A 16,988-nucleotide genomic window follows, 5' to 3' on the forward strand; every position below is an offset into this window, starting at 1 on the left:
GCGCGTCAGGACGAGGAAGCGGCGGATCCGGCCTTGCGCCTGGCCTTCCAGGCGCCGAAGATCACCAGCAGGCCGGGCACCAGGATCAAGGCCCAGATGATCTTGTCAAGGTGGGTTTTGACAAAGGGAATGTTGCCGAAAAAATAGCCCACGGTGACAATGCCGCCCACCCACAGGGCGCCGCCCACCAGGTTGAACAGCGTGAACTTGCTGCGCGTCATCTCCGACACGCCCGCGACAAAGGGCGCGAAGGTGCGCAGGAAAGGCATGAAGCGCGCCGCGATGATGGTGATGCCGCCATAACGCTCATAAAAGGCATGGGCCTGGTCAAACGCCTTTTTGTTGAACCAGCGCGAGTTCTCCCACTGGAAGACCTTGGGCCCCAGGAAGCGGCCTATGCTGTAGTTGCACTGGTCGCCCAGCACGGCGGCCACAAAAAGCAGCCCCACCGCGAGCGGAAAGCTCATCAGGCCCACGCCGCACATCGCGCCCACCACGAAGAGCAGCGAATCGCCCGGCAGGAAAGGCATGACGACCACGCCGGTTTCCACAAAAATGATGATGAACAACAGGGCATAAACCCAGGCACCGTAGCTGGTGACAAAGGCCTCCAGGTGCTTGTCGACGTGGAGGATGAAATCGAGGAGAAAAGCGGCTAGTTCCATGGCCTTGATTCTGACACGCCCAAAATCCCGGCAAGGTGTGCGGTCAAGTACGCCAATACGGGCCTGAGCCTAAAATTGGCCCCACATGACCTCCTCGACATCGGCTCCCCGCCGCCCTATCCGCGAACTTCCCGACGAACTCATCAGCCAGATTGCCGCCGGCGAGGTCGTGGAGCGCCCGGCTTCGGTGGTGCGTGAGCTGGTCGACAACGCGCTGGACGCGGGCGCCACCCAGGTCACGGTGCGGCTGCTGGCCGGCGGCGTGCGGCTGATCCTGGTCGAGGATGACGGCTTCGGCATTCCACGCGAAGAGCTGCCGGTGGCGCTGAGGCGCCATGCAACCAGCAAGATCGCGTCGCTGCAGGACCTTGAAGCCGTGGGCACCATGGGCTTTCGCGGTGAGGCGCTGGCCGCCATCAATTCGATCGCCGACATGAGCCTGCTGTCCAGGACCGAGGGCAACGAGCACGCCTGGCAGCTGGACGGCCGCACCGGCGAACTCAAGCCGGCCGCGCGCGGCCGCGGCACCAGCGTCGAAGTACGCGAACTGTTTTACGCCACGCCGGCGCGACGCAAGTTTTTGAAAACCGACGCCACCGAACTGGCCCACTGCATCGAAGCCGTGCGCCGCCACGCGCTGGTGCGGCCCGACGTCGGCTTTGCCATCTGGCACGAGGGCAAGCTGGTCGAGCAGTGGCGTGCCGCCAGCGGCGACAAAGCCCACCAGCAGCGCCTGGCCGACGTGCTGGGCAGTGAATTCGTCGAGCAGTCGGTCGCCGTGAATTACGAAAGTTCGTCCCTGCGCCACGACGGCCAGCCTGCCGTGCGCGTCTGGGGCGTGGCCGGTATCCCTGACGCCGCCCGTTCGCGCACCGACCAGCAGTTCGCCTATGTCAACGGCCGCTACGTGCGCGACAAGGTGCTGACCCACGCGGCGCGCAGCGCCTACGAGGACGTGCTGCACGGCCACCGCCAGCCGGTGTATGCGCTGTATGTCGAGATCGACCCCAGCCGCGTCGACGTGAACGTGCACCCGACCAAGATCGAGGTGCGCTTTCGCGACAGCCGCGAGGTGCACCAGGCGGTGCGCCACGCCACCGAAAACGCGCTGGCAATTCCGCGTTCCAGCGTCGCGGCCGATGCGGTCATCGCAGGCATAGGCACGGATGCCGCCCCGGAATCAAGCCCCGTTTTTTCGCGCCAGGGATGGGCGCAACCGGCGATGAATTTCGCCGCCGGCGGCGCCAATGGCGGCAACCGGGTGTCCGACTTTGAAGCCATGTGGCCGTCGCGGCCCGCTGAGGGACGCATGGAAACAGGCGGCAGTTTTGCGCCCGCGCCTTCGTATGCACCAGCGCCTGCCACGCCCACAAACGGTGCGGCAGGCCCCGCCGACTTCATCCCCCTGCCCCCCGGCGACTGGCCGCTGGGCCGCGCAATTGCCCAGTTGCAGGGCATCTATGTGCTGGCCGAAAACACCCAGGGACTGGTCATCGTGGACATGCATGCGGCCCATGAGCGCATCGTTTACGAACGCCTGAAAACCCAGATGGACGGCGGCGAAGGTGCCAGCCTGRCCAGCCAGCCGCTGCTGATCCCCGCGACCTTTGCCGCCAGCCCGCAGGAAGTCGCCACCGCCGAGGCCAGCGCCCAGACACTCGCGACGCTGGGCCTGGAAATCACGCCTTTTTCGCCCAAGACCCTCGCGGTGCGCGCCGTGCCCACCAGCCTGGCGCAGGGCGACGCGGTGGAGCTGGCGCGCAGCGTGCTGGCCGAACTGGCCCAGCACGACGCCAGCACGGTGATCCAGCGCGCGCAGAACGAGCTGCTGTCGACCATGGCCTGCCACGGCGCGGTGCGCGCCAACCGCAAGCTCACGCTGGACGAGATGAACGCCCTGCTGCGCCAGATGGAAGCCACCGAGCGCTCCGACCAGTGCAACCACGGCAGGCCGACCTGGCGGCAGGTCAGCATCAAGGAACTGGACTCGCTCTTCCTGCGCGGGCGTTAGGACCTTTCAAAAAATCCCTCCTGGCGTTGTTGCGCCGCCTTGCCGTCCTGGAGCACTGTCTGCGGCGCCGCGCCTAGCCAGGACCGCTTCGCTGGGTTTTGTGAAAGGCCCTAGGGTTCACTCTGCTTGCCCGACTTTTCCAAAACTTCACCGTGAAGTAAGAGCCTGGTGGCGCACGGGCGTGAAAATTGCCCGCTGGGAGCTGTTACATAAGGGGAAACACCCGCCGCCAGAACTTTTCAGGCAGGATGTGGTCAGTTATGACCATGAGACGCTGGCACCTTTTCGCAAGTTTCGGCACGGCGCTGGCCCTGCTGGCCGGCTGCGCCACCCTCGACGAAAAGCAGCGTACCTGGATCTTCCAGCCCAGCGACCGCACCTGGAGCGGCGGCGCCGCCGCCGCGGTGGGCATGGACGACGTCTGGATCGACTACACCGCCGCCAACGACCATCCGGTCCGCCTGCACGGCCTGTGGCTGGACGGCGAAAAGCCGGAGGACGCGAAGGCACCGGTGCTGCTCTACCTGCATGGCGCGCGCTACAACGTCACCGGCTCCGCGCCGCGCATGCGCCGCATGCAGGAACTCGGGTTCTCGGTGCTGGCCATCGACTACCGGGGCTTCGGCAAAAGCACGCAGGAGCTGCCCTCCGAAAAATCCGCCTACGAAGACGCCCGTGCCGCCTGGGACTGGCTCGCGAAAAAATACCCGGACCGGCCGCGCTACATCTTCGGCCACTCGCTGGGCRGGCCCATCGCCATCAACCTGGCAACCGAAGTCAACGACGAGCGCGGCACCATCGTCGAAAGCACCTTCACCTCGATCGCCGACGTGGTGAGCAGTTCCCAGTGGGGCTGGATGCCGGTGTCGCTGCTGATCACCCAGCGCTTTGAGGCCGTGCGCAAGGTGGACAAGATAGGGTCGCCGCTGCTGGTGGTGCACGGCGGCGAAGACCGGCTGATACTGCCCGACCTGGGCCGCAAGCTCTATGACGCCGCCGTTCAGCCCAAGCAGTTCCTGCTGGTGCCGGGCGGTTYGCACCACAACACCAACCTTGTCGGGCTGCCGCAGTACCGGGAAGCACTGACCCAGCTTTTTGACCTGAAATAAGGTCACGGGGGAGGGGCGGCTATCTGCTCCGCGCGTCACCACAAGCCCAAGCTCCGCCAAAAAAGCAGTATTACTGCCGCACTTCAGGCAACAATTTTTCACAAATAGGTATTTTTTACTTACCCATAACATGTAGCCGGATGTAACATCCCTTCTCGAATAACACGTAAAAATCGAGAGGGATCCATGAGCCAAGTCTTGCAGCTCCGCAGGCTACCTGCCTTCACCTTGCTGGCTCTTGCCCTGCCGCTCCTGGCATCGGCACCCCTGCACGCCCAGACAGCCGCAACCACGGCACTGCCGGCGCTTGCAAAATTCAATGGGGCGGACACGGCCTGGATGCTGATCTCGACCGTGCTGGTGCTGCTGATGACCATTCCCGGCATCATGCTGTTCTACAGCGGCATGATGCGGGCCAAAAACGCCCTCTCCATCGTGGCGCATACCTTTGCGGCAACAACGGTCGTCACGCTGGTATGGGCGGGCATTGCCTACTCGCTGGCATTCACGCCCGGCAATCCCTGGATCGGAGACTTGAGCCGGGCGCTCAGCGACGGGCTGCTGGGTGCCAGGGTCGGCGCGCACGTTTCGGCGCCCACCGTGCCGGAATCGGCTTTTTTCATGTTCCAGCTGGCATTCGMCATCATCACCTTCGCGCTGATCATCGGCGCCACCGTGGAGCGCATGCGCCTGAGCGCCACCATTTTCTTCGCGGCCTTCTGGACCATACTGGTCTACGCTCCCGTGGCGCACTGGATCTGGCAACCCACCGGCTGGCTCGCCAGCATGGGACACATGGATTTTGCGGGCGGCACGGTGGTGCACATCGCCGCGGGTGCCAGCGGCCTGGTGGCGGCCAAGGTGGTGGGCCCGCGCAAGGGCTTCGGGACCGAGCCCATGGTGCCGCACAACCTGCTGGTGACGATCATCGGCGCCGGGCTGTTGTGGGCCGGCTGGTTTGGCTTCAATGCGGGCTCGGCCTTTGAAGCCAGTTCACGCGCCGTGGGCGCCTTGCTGGCCACCCAGGTGGCGGCCTGCGTCGGCGCGTTCGTATGGGGAATCTGCGAATATGTCCAGCGCGGAAAATTCAGCGTGCTGGGCATGGCAACGGGCGCCATTGCCGGCTTGGTCGCCATCACGCCGGCATCCGGCTTTGTCGGCGTCCTCGGCGCATCGGCACTGGGCGCGGCGGGGGGTATCGGCTGCTTCCTCGCTGTAACCCGTTTCAAGCGCGCGACAGGCATCGACGACTCGCTCGACGTGTTTGCCCTGCATGGCGTGGGCGGTTTCATCGGCACGGTCCTGACGCCGATCTTTGCGCTCAAGGAAATTGCACCGGTCACCGCGACCGTGCTGACCAATCTGATGGGCGCCTGCGCCGTTGCGGCCTACGCAGGCATCATGACCTGGCTGATCCTGCTGGTGGTCAAACCCCTGGCAGGCCTTCGGGTGACCGCGGAAGAGGAACAACTGGGGCTTGACCTTGCGCAGCATGGCGAAATGATTTCAGGCGCATGAGCCCCTGGCGATCACACCGTTCACCATGCAGCTCACCATGAATCCGCCCGATTCCGACCTCATGACCTATGCAGTGCGCATGGTCATTCCCATGAAGCGGGAGTTCGGACGTTCACTGGACGTCCACCAATTCCTGCACGACCTTCCGTACGCCACGGAAGTGATCCAGGAGGCGCTGAAAAGCAAGGACGAACGCCTGCGCGGCTATGCGGYCTATACGCAGACCAAAATTTTCGGCCCTCGCAGCAGCGACCCCTTGCCGCCAAAGGCAGCTGCCACGACCGAAAGCTTGCCGGCCGCACCGGTTGCCTCCGCGGCAAGTGAAACAGAAATCAGCGAAGACCTCCGGGCCAAGGCCATCGCCCGGTACAGGTCGGGCCTGCGCTGACAACCCCGGTGGCGGCTGCGCCGCCGCACGGGCGTTTGTCTGATACGCTCAGTTGAATGGATGTTTCCGTTTCGAAGACCGTGGCGCCCGCCATGCCGGCCGGCATGGTCGTATTGATCCTGTCAATGCTGCTGGGCATACAGCCCGTCACCACCGACCTCTACCTGCCGGCCCTGCCCGCGCTCACCGAAGGTTTCGGCGCGCCCATGTCGCAGGCCCAGCTCACGCTCAGCGCGCTGCTGCTGGCCTTCGGCTCCTCGCAACTCATCTGGGGCCCGCTGTCTGACCGCTTCGGGCGCCGTCCCATCCTGCTTTGGGGCCTGGTGGCCTACACCCTGGCCTCGATCGGCAGCACTTTCGCGCCTTCGATGGCGGTGCTGATCGTCTGGCGCGTGGTCCAGGGCGCGGCCATGGGCGCGGCCGTCATGTGCGCCCGCGCCATCGTGCGCGACCTGTACCAGCCGCTCGAAGGGGCGCGTGTCATGTCCAAGGGCCTGAGCGGCCTGGGTGTGCTGGCCTGCATCTGCGCGCCGCTGGGCGGCCTGCTGTCGGAGTTCTACGGTTGGCGCATCGCGCTGGCGGCGCTGGCCGTGTTCGGCGCGGCCACGCTGGCCCTGGTCGGCCTGCGTTTTGAAGAATCGCTCGCGCGGAAAAACCCGCAGGCCCTGCGGCCCGGCACGCTGCTGCGCACCTGGCTGCAGATCCTGCGCAACCCCACCTTCCTGGCTTTCTCGGCCCTCACGGCGGCCTCTTACGGCGGGCTGTTCACCTTCCTGGCGACCTCCTCCTTCGTTTTCATCCGGGTGCTGGGCCTGAGCAAGACAGGCTACGGCCTGGTGATGTTTTCAATGTGCTTTTGCTACCTTGCCGGCACCTTCATCTGCCGCCGCCTGCTGCCGCGTTTCGGCGTGCGGCGCTCCGTCGCGATCGCCGCCTGCCTGAGCCTGACCGGTGGCACCACCATGGGCGTGCTGGCCTGGGCCGGCGTGCAGAACGTCTGGGCCATCATGCTTCCCTACTACCTTTTCATGCTGGGCCACGGCGTGCACCAGCCCTGCGGCCAGAGCGGCGCCGTCGGCCCCTTTCCACAGGCGGCGGGCGCGGCCTCGGCGCTCAACGGCTTTTTGATGATGCTGGTGGCCTTCGGCATGGGCGGCTGGCTGGGCACCCACATGGACGGCACGGTGCGGCCGCTGACCAATGGCCTGTGGTTCTGGAGCGTGCTGATCGCGGCCACGGCCTGGACCGTGGTGCRCAAATACGGTGAGCCCGCGCATGAGGCCGCCGCGAGAAACACGTGAGCCCCTCCTGCCTCTGCATCGCCGGCCCCACCGCCTCCGGCAAGACCGCCGCCGCGATGGCGATCGCGCAGCGCCATGCGGTGGAGATCATCAGCGTCGATTCGGCCCTGGTCTACCGCGGCATGGACATAGGCACGGCCAAACCCACGCAGGATGAACTCGCGGCCGTGCCGCACCACCTGGTCGATATCCGCGACCCGCTGCAGGCCTACAGCGCCGCCGAATTCGTGGCCGATGCCGAACGCCTCATCCGTGAAATCAGTGCGCGCGGCAAGCTGCCGCTGCTGGTCGGCGGCACCATGCTCTACTTCAAGGCCTTGTTCGACGGCCTGGACGACATGCCCAAGGCCGATCCCGCCGTGCGCGCCGCGCTGGCCGATGAAGCAGCCGCGCAGGGCTGGCCCGCGCTGCATGCCGAACTCGCGCGCGTGGACCCGGCCACGGCCGCGCGGCTGGCGCCCAACGATTCGCAGCGCATCTCCCGCGCTCTCGAAGTCTTTCGTGTGTCGGGCCGGCCTTTGTCTTTTTTCCATGCGCAAGGCGCGGCCAAAAAAGCCGCCGCCGGCGAGGGCGACACCGCGGCGCCGGCCCTGATCTCCCTGGAGCCGCAAGACCGCGCCTGGCTGCATGAACGCATCGCCCTGCGCTTTGACGCCATGCTCGCGGCCGGCTTCATCGACGAGGTCAAAGCCCTGCGCGCGCGCGGTGACCTGAACCCCGACCTGCCCTCCATGCGCTGCGTCGGCTACCGCCAGGCCTGGGAGGTGCTGGACGGCGACTACCCGATGGCGGAACTGCGCGACAAAGGCATCTTCGCCACGCGCCAGCTCGCCAAACGCCAGATCACCTGGCTGCGCTCCATGCCGCGGCGCCAGGTGGTGGCCTGTGATGGGCCCCAGGCTGTGCAGCAGGTCCTGGAAATCGTCAACACACAAACACAAATACGGGGGCAAGGCCGGGAATGAACAACCTGCAGGTCCGCGAACTGGCCAAACGCTACGGCGACGCGGTGGTCTTCAGCCACGTCTCGCTGGACGTCGCGCCCGGCGAATTCGTCGCCATCGTCGGCGAATCGGGCGTGGGCAAATCCACGCTGCTCAACTGCATGGCCGGGCTGGACAGCTGGGATGAGGGATCGGTGCAACTCAAGGGGCAGGACCTGGGCGCGCTCAGCGACGACCAGCGCGCCCTGCTGCGCCGCCGCCACGTCGGTTTTGTCTTCCAGGCTTTCCATGTGCTGCCGCACCTCGACGTGGCGCAAAACGTGGCGCTGCCCTTGCTGCTGCTGGAGCAACCCGACGCGGCCAGGGTGGAGGCCATGCTGGAAGCCGTGGGCCTGGGCGGCCTGGGCGGGCGGTTGCCGCAGCAACTCAGCGGCGGGCAACTGCAGCGTGTGGCGATCGCTCGCGCGCTGGTACACAAGCCCGGCCTGCTGCTGGCGGATGAGCCCACCGGCAACCTGGACCCGGCCACGGCCGCCCTGGTGATGGACGCGCTGATCGCCCAGACGCGCGGGCAAGGGGCATCGCTGGTGCTGGTCACCCACTCGGAAGCCGCCGCCGCGCGCGCCGACCGCACGCTGCACCTGAGCGCGGGCGGCATCCGCTCAAATTGATTCAGTGCGGGTTGAACAGCACGTAGACCTTGCGTATCGTCGACTGGATATCCCAGACGCCGTTCGTTTCGGCTGGAAAGAAATACACATCCCCTTGTCGTAGCGGCACGGGCAAGCCGCCGTCCGGCGTGAACACCGCGCTGCCGCTCAGCACATGCATGGTTTCGGCCGACCGCACCTGCCGGCGGTAGCTGCCTGGTGAGCATTCCCAGATACCCACCTCGGGCCGGCCGTCGAGCGGCAGCACCATTTTTTCACCGCGCAGCGTGCAGGCCGGTTCGCTGAGCGGCATGCCCACCGTGCCCCAGTCCTGCAAGGCGCCCGAGGCAACGGTCGAAGGCGTGTCGAGTTTGCGGATACTCATGAGAGTCTTTCGAGGAACTGCGAAATCAAACGCCCCGGCCATCGCGCCAGCGGTAGTAGCGCACTGAAGCCGCGAGGAACCAGGGATTGCCGGTATAAAACGGCCGCGTCTGGAAAGCCAGCCCATCCAGCGCCGTGCGCCCTTCCCTGAGCCCCAGCACCTGCTGGCCCACGCGCATGCCGAAGTAGCTGGAGGTACCCACGCCGGCACCGCAGTAGCCCATGGCGTAGTAAAGCCCGTCATGCAGGCCGACATGCATGAGTTCGTCGAAGGTGTAGGCCACCAAGCCGGACCACGAATGGCTGATGCGCACGCCGGCCAGTTCCGGAAAAATCTTCACCATATCGGCATGCAACAGCGGCCCGCTCACGCGGCAATCGGTTTCCTGGTGTGACACGCGGCCGCCGAACAGGATACGTTTGCGGTCCGGCGAGGCACGGTAGTAGTACACCACCTTGCGGGTGTCGCTGACGATGCGGTTGCGCGGCATCAACCGGTCCATCAGTCCCTCGGGCAAAGGCTCGGTGGCGATCATGTAGCTGCCGATGGGAATCACCCGGCGGCGCAGCCAGGGCGTCACCTTGCCGGTGTAGCCGTTGGTGGCCACCACCACGTCGCGTGCCCGCACCGTGCCCCTGGGCGTCGTCACCAGGAAATGGCTGCCCTGCTTCTCGATGCCGGTGACGGGACTGCGCGGCGCGACCTGCACGCCCGCCGCCAGCGCGCGCTCCAGCAGGCCCTGGTGGTAGCGCGCCGGGTGCACCGAACAGTGCTGCGCGTAGACCGCGCCGCCCCAGTAGGCGTCGGTGCCGAGTTCGCCGCGCTGCTCGGCGCGCGGCACCATGTGCGCCTCCACCTCCAGGCCCTTGGGCTGCTGCGCCAGCCTGGCCGCCAGCGCCTCGTACTGCGCGGCGTTGTGCGCCGCATGGAAGCGCCCCACCTGCCCGTAGCTGCATTCAATGCCTTCGCCGCGGATGAAGTCGCCGATCCAGGCCAGTGAGCGCCGGCCCTCGCGCAGGATCTCGAACGCTTTGCCGATGCCGTGGCGGCCGGCCAGCTGCTCGAAGCTGGGCTTGATGCTGGTGGACACCTGGCCGCCGTTACGCGTGCTGCAACCCCAGCCGGCATCCTCGGCGTCCAGTACCAGGGTGGACCGGCCGCCGCGCGCGGTTTGCAGCGCCGCGTGCAGGCCGGTGTAGCCCGCGCCTATGACCGCCACGTCGACACTGGGAGGCAGCGGCGCTGGCTCCAGCACGGGGCGCGGCACCTCATCCCACCAATACGGCGCCAGCTTGCAATGTTCGAGAATATCCACGGGCTTTCCTTTAAGGGTTTCCACGGCGCGCAGCGCGCAGCACTTCGTCCGCGCCCTTTTCCGCCAGCATCAGCGTAGGCGCATTGGTGTTGCCGGAAGTGAGCGAGGGAAAGGCCGAGGCGTCGATCACACGCAGGCTCGCCAGGCCGTGCACCTGCAGGCGGTGGTTAAGCACGGCCGTCGCCGGGTCCGGCCCCATGCGGCAAGTGCTGACCGGGTGGAACACCGTGGAGGCGCGCCGGCGGATGTCGTCCATCAACTGCTCTTGCGAGCGGATGGAGGCGCCGGGCACGAGTTCCTGTTCGATGATCGCGCTAAAAGCCGGTGTGGCGGCCAGCCGGCGCAGGAACAGGGTGGCCTCCATCATCTCCTGCGCATCGTGCGCGGTGGCCAGGGAGTTGGGCTCTATCAGCGGCGCCGCCATCGGGTCGTCCGATCGCAGCCGCAGCCGGCCGCGGCTGCTGGGCTTGCAGGGCTGGGCGCCGAGCAGAAACCCCGGGTAAGGGTCCGGCGCCATCAGCGCGCGTTTGCCGGGCGTTGCCTTGAGGTAGCTCAGCGGCGAAAAATACAGCTGCATATTCGGCCGCTCCAGGCCGGGCCGGGAACGGAAAAAACCGCCCCCCTGGTTAACGCTCAGCGACAGCGGGCCGCGGCGAATCGCCGCATACTGCAGCCCGGCCCAAAGCTTGCCGTACCAGGGGCCGAGCTGGTTGTTGAGCGTCGGCACCTTCGAACGGTAAAGATGGTCTATGCAAAGGTGGTCTTGCAGGTTCTGGCCCACGGCCGGCGAATCATGCACCACCGGGATGCCCAATTCCCTGAGCTGCGACGCGGGCCCGACGCCCGACAGCTGCAGCAATTGCGGCGAGTTGACGGCGCCGGCCGCCAGAATCACCTCCCGCCGCGCCCGGGCGAACAATGACCGTCCGCCCTGCCGGTACACCACACCGCCGGCCCTCAGGCCGTCGAACACGATGCGCGTGGCATGCGCGCCGGTCTGCACGCTGAGCCTTGCGCGCTTCATCGCCGGACGCAGGTAGGCGCTGCTGGCTGAAGCGCGCAGCCCGCCCTGGGTGGTGATCTGGTAGATGCCGACGCCTTCTTGCGAGGCGCCGTTGAAGTCGGGGTTGTGGGGCAGCCCGACCTGCCCGCCCGCCTGCAAATACACCTTGCACAGCGGGTGCACCTGGCCGCTCACGTCGCTCACGCGCATCGGCCCGCCGGCGCCGCGCCAGGCGTCGGCGCCCTGCCCGTTGTCTTCGAGTTTCCTGAACCAGGGCAGCACCTCGTCCCAGGACCAGCCGGTGTTGCCCAGCGCGGCCCATTCGTCGAAGTCGGCCGGCTGGCCGCGCACGAACACCATCGCATTGATGCTGCTCGAGCCCCCCAGCACCTTGCCGCGCGGCCAGTAAGCCTCACGTCCGGCCAGTCCGGGGTCGGGCGCACCGCGGTACATCCAGTTCACGGCCGGGTTGTAGAAAGACTTGCCGTAGCCTATGGGCACGCGCAGCCAGACGCGCTGGTCGCTGCCGCCGGCCTCCAGCAGCAACACGCTGTGCTCGCCGGATTCGCTGAGGCGATGGGCCAGCACGCAACCGGCCGAGCCGGCGCCGACGATGATGAAATCAAACTCTGTCACCGGGTCGAGCATCTCACGGCAGGTGGCCTGCCGGACAGGTCCGTTTTAGACTAAATGCCAGACCATTTCCGGTCGTGGGCATGACACAAGGAGGCGCGGCTCAGGCCGCACGGGCCTTGCGCGCCGCGTGCGGCGGCCTGGCCTTGAGCTGTTTGTCCAGCACATCCGCCAGCACCTTGACACCGGCCTCTATCACCGGCGGCGGGCTGCTGCCGAAGCCCAGCACCAGGCCGCTGGCCGTGAGCGGCGTGATGGCAAAACGGCCCAGCGGCGATACCGTGATGCCGCGCCGGTCGGCTTCCTGCGACACGTCGGCCTCGGCCAGCCGCGGCGCGAGATAGCCCACGGTGTGCAGGCCGCTGTGGGCCGGCACCACGTCCAGCAGGCCCTTGAGGTGCTTGCCGGCCGCGGCGGCCAGCGCCTCGTGCCGCTCGAAGTAGGTATGGCGCATGCGGCGCACGTGCACGGCGAAGTGCCCCTCGTCGATGAACTCCGCCGTCACGCCCTGCGTGTGAGACGGAACGCCCGCCAGGAAGCGGCTCATGACGGCGCGGAAAGTGCCCACCAGCGCCGGCGGCGCAAGCAGGTAGCCCAGCCGCAACGCGGGGAACAGCGACTTGCTGAAGGTGCCGACGTAAATCACGCGCCCCGTGGTGTCCACGCTTTTGAGCGTGGGCGGCGGACGGCCGGCAAAAAAGAACTCGCCGTCGTAGTCGTCTTCGATCACCCAGGCGCCGGCCTGCTCGGCCGCCTGTAGCAGCGCGAAGCGGCGCGCCAGGCTCATCACGCAGCCCAGGGGCTGCTGGTGCGAGGGCGTGACAAAAGCCAGGCGAAAGCGCGGCGCCAGGCGCAGGCCCTCTTCCACGCGCAGGCCGTTGCCGTCGACCGGCACGGGAACCAGGTCGGCGCCCGAAGCGACCAGGCTGTTGCGCGCGCCTATGGCGCCGGGGTTTTCAAACCAGACCTTGTCGCCGGGGTTCAGCAGCATGGCGCCTATCAGGTGGAAGGCCTGCTGGGCGCCGCCCAGGATGAAGACCTGTTCCGGGTCGCAGGTGATGCCCCGGTTGGCGCGCAGGTGCGAGGCCACCGCGCGGCGCAACTGCGGCGCGCCATACGGGTCGCCGTAGCCCAGGACTTCATCCTGGTTGCCGCGCAGCCATTTCGCCGACAGCCTGGCCCACTGGGCCATGGGGAATGCGTCGAAAGCCGGTAGCGCCGTGGTGAAGGCGCGCGGCGCGTGCGGCAGCCGGCGCCGTTCGACGAAGCGGCCTATCGCTTCCTCCATGACGGCCGACAGGCGCGGCGCGGCGGGCTCCGGGGAAGCAGCCCTGGCTTTCGGGGGCATGGGACGGTCTGCGCCCAGAACAGCGCTGACAAAAGTGCCGGAGCCGGTCTGCGAATCGATCAGGCCTTCGGCCGTGAGGCGGCTGAAGGCCTCGACCACCGTGGTGCGCGACACGCCGAGGTCGAGCGCCAATGTGCGGCTGGCCGGCAAGCGGTCGCCTGGCGCGAATCCGCCCGTAAGGATGATTTCGCGCAAGGCCATGCACAGTTGCGTGCTCACCGGGTGATGGTGGCTGTGGTCGATGCGGATCGACAGCAAGAGGGAGCCGCCTGCACGTTTGACCATGGCCTGCCATTTTGTGTTGTTGAAAAAATGGTATCACGCATTAATCAAAATGGACCTTTTCCGCAATCCACTTGAGCGGGATGATGGCTCCATCCAACACTCCTGTCGGCTCGGGTTCCTTCATGCTCATCCGGAAAATCGAAACCTTTTGCGACCCCTTCGTGGGCTTTGTGCGCGTCACCGCCGACAACGGCGCGCAAGGCTGGGGCCAGGTCTCGCCTTATCACGCCGACCTCAGCGTGCAGGTGCTGCACCGCCAGGTCGCGCCCTGGTCGCTGGGCCGCGATGCGCTGGACATCGACGGCCTGGTCGACGCCATCGCCGAGCTTGAACACAAGTTTCCCGGCTCGCACCTGTACCGCGCCATTTGCGGCGTGGACACCGCGCTGTGGGACCTGCGCGGCAAGGCCGAAGGAAAACGTGTCTGCGAACTGATAGGCGGTACGGCCAAACCGCTGGCTGCCTATGCTTCGTCGATGAAACGCGACATCACGCCGCAGGATGAAGCCAGGCGCATGCTGGCCTTGCGCGACAAATGTGGTTTCGACGCCTTCAAGTTCCGCGTGGGCGCCGAATACGGCCACGACAGGGACGAGTGGCCGGGCCGCAGCGAAGAGATCATCGCGGCCATGCGCGGCGCGCTGGGCCAGGGCCCGGCCCTGCTGGTGGACGCCAACAGCTGCTATTCACCGCGCCGCGCCATCGAGGTGGGCCGCATGCTGGAAGACCACGGCATCAGCCACTTCGAGGAGCCCTGCCCGTATTGGGAACTCGAGCAGACGCGCGAGGTGCGCGAAGCGCTGTCCATCGACGTGACCGGCGGCGAACAGGACTGCTACATGCCGCTGTGGAAACACATCATCGATTCAAAAACCGTCGACATCGTGCAGCCCGACGTCTGCTACATGGGCGGCCTGGCCCGCACGCTGCGCGTGGCGCGCATGGCCGAAGCCGCGGGGCTGCCCTGCACACCGCACAGCGCCAACCTCTCGATGGTGACGCTGTTCACCATGCACCTGCTGTGCGCCATCCCGAACGCCGGCAAGTACCTGGAACTGTCGATCGAAGGGCCGGACTACTATCCCTGGCAGGAGGGCTTGTTCGTGAACCATCCCTACACCGTGCGGGACGGCCGGGTTTCCCTGCCTGACGCGCCGGGATGGGGGGTCGAGATCAACCCCGCATGGCTTGCGAAATCCAGCTACCAGATGAGCGAGATCCCCTGACCATGGCCACCCCCTTGAACGCATTGGTGCATGAAGCGCAGGCAAGCGGCACGATCGCCGGCCTGCCGGACCGCCACCTGATCAACGGCGTGTTCGTTCCCTCGCTGAACGGCGGGCGCATGGAAACGCTGGATCCGGGAACGGGTGCCGCCTTCGCGAGCTTCGCCGCCGGCGACGCGGCCGACGTCGATGCGGCCGTGGCCGCCGCGCGGGCGGCGCTCACCGGCCCGTGGGCTGCCCTCACGCCGGCACAGCGCGGCCGCCTGCTGCACCGCGTCGCGGGCCTGATACGCGACAACGCCGACCGCCTGGCCGTCACCGAAACCCTGGACAGCGGCAAGCGCCTGGCCGAGGCCCGCGGCGACGTTGCGGGCGCGGCGGCCACCTTTGAGTACTACGCGGGCGCCTGCGACAAGCACCAGGGCGACAGCATTCCGCTGGGCGAAGACTATCTTGCCTATACCGTGCACGAACCCGTCGGCGTCACCGCCCACATCATTCCCTGGAACTACCCGCTGTCTTCGGCCGCGCGCGGCATCGCGCCGGCGCTGGCGGCCGGCTGCACCGTGGTGGCCAAGCCGGCCGAGCAGACACCGCTGACCGCGTTGATGCTGGCCCAGCTCTGCATGGAAGCGGGCCTGCCGCCCGGCGTGTGCAATGTGGTGACGGGCACGGGCGCGCAGGCCGGCGCCGCGCTGGTGCGGCACCCGGGTGTGCAGCACATCAGCTTCACCGGTTCGGTGGCCACCGGCATTGATGTGATGCAGGGCGCCGCGCCCCAGGTCACCCGGCTGGTGCTTGAACTGGGCGGCAAGTCGCCGGTGCTGGTGTTGGCCGACTGCGATATCGGAAAAGCCGTGGACAACGTGCTGGGCGGCATCTTTGAAAACGCCGGGCAGATCTGCTCGGCCGGCTCGCGCCTGGTGATAGACCGCCGCATCCATGCCGATTTCGTGGACCGGCTGGTCGTGCGCGCGCGCGCCATGACGCTGGGCCACGGACTGCGCGATGCCGGCATGGGCGCGGTGAACTCGCGGGCCCACCTCGACAAAATCGCCGGCTACGTGGACCGCGCCTGGGCGCGCGGCGTGGCGGTGCGTTGTGGCGGCCGGTGCACCACCGACCCGCTGACCGGCCGGGGCTGGTTTTACGAACCCACCATCCTGGACGGGCTGAAACCGGACGACGAGGCGGTGCAGCAGGAGATTTTCGGGCCCGTATTGTGCGTGCAGGTGTTTGACGACCTGGACGAGGCCGTGGCATTGGCCAACGGAACGGACTTCGGCCTGGTCGCCGGCATTTTCACCCGCGACTTCGCCAGCGCGCACCGGCTCGCCCGGCGCGTGGACGCAGGCCAGGTCTACATCAACGAATATTTCGCCGGCGGCGTGTCCCTTCCTTTCGGCGGCAACAGGCGATCGGGCTTCGGCCGCGAAAAAGGCCTGGAGGCGCTGCGCAGCTACAGCAAGCTCAAAAGCGTGGCGGCACGTATTTGAGGCGGTCGCAGCATTTGCAGCGATCAAGGTTTCAGGGTGGTTATGGGATGTCAGTTCAACAGGAGTCAATGAAATGATGAACAAGTCGATGAACAAACCGGTCCGCAACCGCGTTGCGATGCTCGGGGTGATGATGGCCATAGTCACCTTGTGGTGCGGCAATGCCGCGGCGCAGCTGACCATTGTGTCTTTCGGCGGGGCCTACCAGGAAGGCCAGAGCAAGGCGCTGTTCCAGCCCGCCGCCAAGGCGCTGGGCATCACCATCAAGGAGGAAACCTACACCGGCATCGCCGACCTGCGCCTGAAGGTCAAGGCCGGTGCCGTGACCTGGGACATCGTGGCCAGCGGCTCGGGCAGCGCGGCGCGCGCCGGCTCCGAAGGCTTGCTCGAAGCGCTGGACTACAAGGCCATCGACGTTTCTTCCTTCGCGCCCGGCCTCACGCAGGAATTCTGCGTGGGCGGCGACGTGTTCTCCACCGTGATGGCCTGGAACACCAAGACCTACGGCGACAAAGGCCCGCAGACCTGGGCCGACTTCTGGGACGTCAAAAAATTCCCCGGCAAGCGCGCTTACCGCAAGGGCGTGGCCGGCGCGCTGGAGCCCGCGCTGATGGCCGACGGCGTGCCGCCCAACAAGGTCTATGAGGTGCTCTCGGCGCCTGGCGGCATCGAGCGCGCCATCAGGAAGATCAAGGAGCTCAAGCCCAGCAT

Annotated in this window: 15 protein-coding genes; 10 read left to right on the top strand and 5 right to left on the bottom strand. The window is 66.8% G+C overall.

All coding sequences use genetic code 11. The features are described 5' to 3' along the window. Positions 1–5: 5 nt before the first annotated feature. Positions 6–665, bottom strand: a complete 660-nt coding sequence (locus tag AC1D0P_RS04870; protein WP_477675657.1) for a VTT domain-containing protein — start codon at positions 663–665, stop codon at positions 6–8. An 85-nt stretch (positions 666–750) separates the two neighbouring features. Between AC1D0P_RS04870 and mutL the strand changes: the two genes are divergently transcribed. From mutL to AC1D0P_RS04905, 7 genes are all read left to right on the top strand, one after another. Then, the gene (mutL, locus tag AC1D0P_RS04875; protein ID WP_477675658.1) at positions 751–2,676 is read left to right on the top strand and encodes a DNA mismatch repair endonuclease MutL; all 1,926 of its coding nucleotides are present in this window, start codon (positions 751–753) and stop codon (positions 2,674–2,676) included. Positions 2,677–2,942: 266 nt separating this feature from the next. Continuing rightward, on the top strand, positions 2,943–3,785 hold the full coding sequence (locus tag AC1D0P_RS04880) for an alpha/beta hydrolase (protein WP_477675659.1): 843 nt from the start codon (positions 2,943–2,945) through the stop codon (positions 3,783–3,785). 186 nt (positions 3,786–3,971) lie between these two features. Continuing rightward, positions 3,972–5,303, top strand: a complete 1,332-nt coding sequence (locus AC1D0P_RS04885) for an ammonium transporter (protein WP_477675660.1) — start codon at positions 3,972–3,974, stop codon at positions 5,301–5,303. Between the two features lie 25 nt (positions 5,304–5,328). Continuing rightward, positions 5,329–5,691 (top strand): hypothetical protein, encoded by a 363-nt coding sequence (locus tag AC1D0P_RS04890; RefSeq protein ID WP_477675661.1) that lies wholly within the window; start codon positions 5,329–5,331, stop codon positions 5,689–5,691. Positions 5,692–5,747: 56 nt separating this feature from the next. Beyond that, the gene (locus AC1D0P_RS04895) at positions 5,748–6,992 is read left to right on the top strand and encodes a multidrug effflux MFS transporter (RefSeq protein ID WP_477675662.1); all 1,245 of its coding nucleotides are present in this window, start codon (positions 5,748–5,750) and stop codon (positions 6,990–6,992) included. Continuing rightward, positions 6,989–7,957 carry a tRNA (adenosine(37)-N6)-dimethylallyltransferase MiaA gene (gene miaA, locus AC1D0P_RS04900; RefSeq protein ID WP_477675663.1) on the top strand — a complete coding sequence of 323 codons (969 nt, stop codon included), beginning with the start codon at positions 6,989–6,991 and terminating at the stop codon, positions 7,955–7,957. The genes AC1D0P_RS04895 and miaA overlap by 4 nt, the downstream gene beginning before the upstream one ends. Further along, a complete protein-coding gene (locus AC1D0P_RS04905) occupies positions 7,954–8,607 on the top strand; it encodes an ABC transporter ATP-binding protein (protein ID WP_477675664.1) in 654 nt (217 codons plus the stop codon). Before miaA ends, AC1D0P_RS04905 begins: the two co-directional genes overlap by 4 nt. Before the next feature lies 1 nt (position 8,608). On the opposite strand, the gene AC1D0P_RS04910 is transcribed toward AC1D0P_RS04905, so the two are convergent. The 4 genes from AC1D0P_RS04910 to pdxR form a co-directional block, all read right to left on the bottom strand. After that, entirely contained in the window at positions 8,609–8,971 is a 363-nt protein-coding gene (locus AC1D0P_RS04910) for a cupin domain-containing protein (RefSeq protein ID WP_477675665.1), read from the bottom strand. Positions 8,972–8,996: 25 nt separating this feature from the next. Next, the gene (locus AC1D0P_RS04915; protein ID WP_477675666.1) at positions 8,997–10,286 is read right to left on the bottom strand and encodes an NAD(P)/FAD-dependent oxidoreductase; all 1,290 of its coding nucleotides are present in this window, start codon (positions 10,284–10,286) and stop codon (positions 8,997–8,999) included. 10 nt (positions 10,287–10,296) lie between these two features. Further along, complete coding sequence (locus AC1D0P_RS04920) at positions 10,297–11,925, bottom strand: GMC family oxidoreductase (protein ID WP_477675667.1); 1,629 nt, start codon at positions 11,923–11,925, stop codon at positions 10,297–10,299. Positions 11,926–12,025: 100 nt separating this feature from the next. Further along, positions 12,026–13,555 carry a MocR-like pyridoxine biosynthesis transcription factor PdxR gene (gene pdxR / locus AC1D0P_RS04925; RefSeq protein ID WP_477675668.1) on the bottom strand — a complete coding sequence of 510 codons (1,530 nt, stop codon included), beginning with the start codon at positions 13,553–13,555 and terminating at the stop codon, positions 12,026–12,028. Between the two features lie 122 nt (positions 13,556–13,677). Here pdxR and AC1D0P_RS04930 point away from each other — a divergent pair, with 122 nt between their 5' ends. From AC1D0P_RS04930 to AC1D0P_RS04940, 3 genes are all read left to right on the top strand, one after another. After that, on the top strand, positions 13,678–14,781 hold the full coding sequence (locus AC1D0P_RS04930; RefSeq protein WP_477675669.1) for a mandelate racemase/muconate lactonizing enzyme family protein: 1,104 nt from the start codon (positions 13,678–13,680) through the stop codon (positions 14,779–14,781). Positions 14,782–14,783: 2 nt separating this feature from the next. Then, positions 14,784–16,277, top strand: a complete 1,494-nt coding sequence (locus tag AC1D0P_RS04935) for an aldehyde dehydrogenase family protein (RefSeq protein WP_477675670.1) — start codon at positions 14,784–14,786, stop codon at positions 16,275–16,277. A gap of 73 nt (positions 16,278–16,350) precedes the next feature. Further along, positions 16,351–16,988 (top strand): extracellular solute-binding protein (locus tag AC1D0P_RS04940; RefSeq protein WP_477675671.1); only part of this gene is annotated, 638 nt, incomplete at its 3' end.

The sequence above is a fragment of the Polaromonas sp. P1_G2 genome (genome assembly GCF_056405515.1).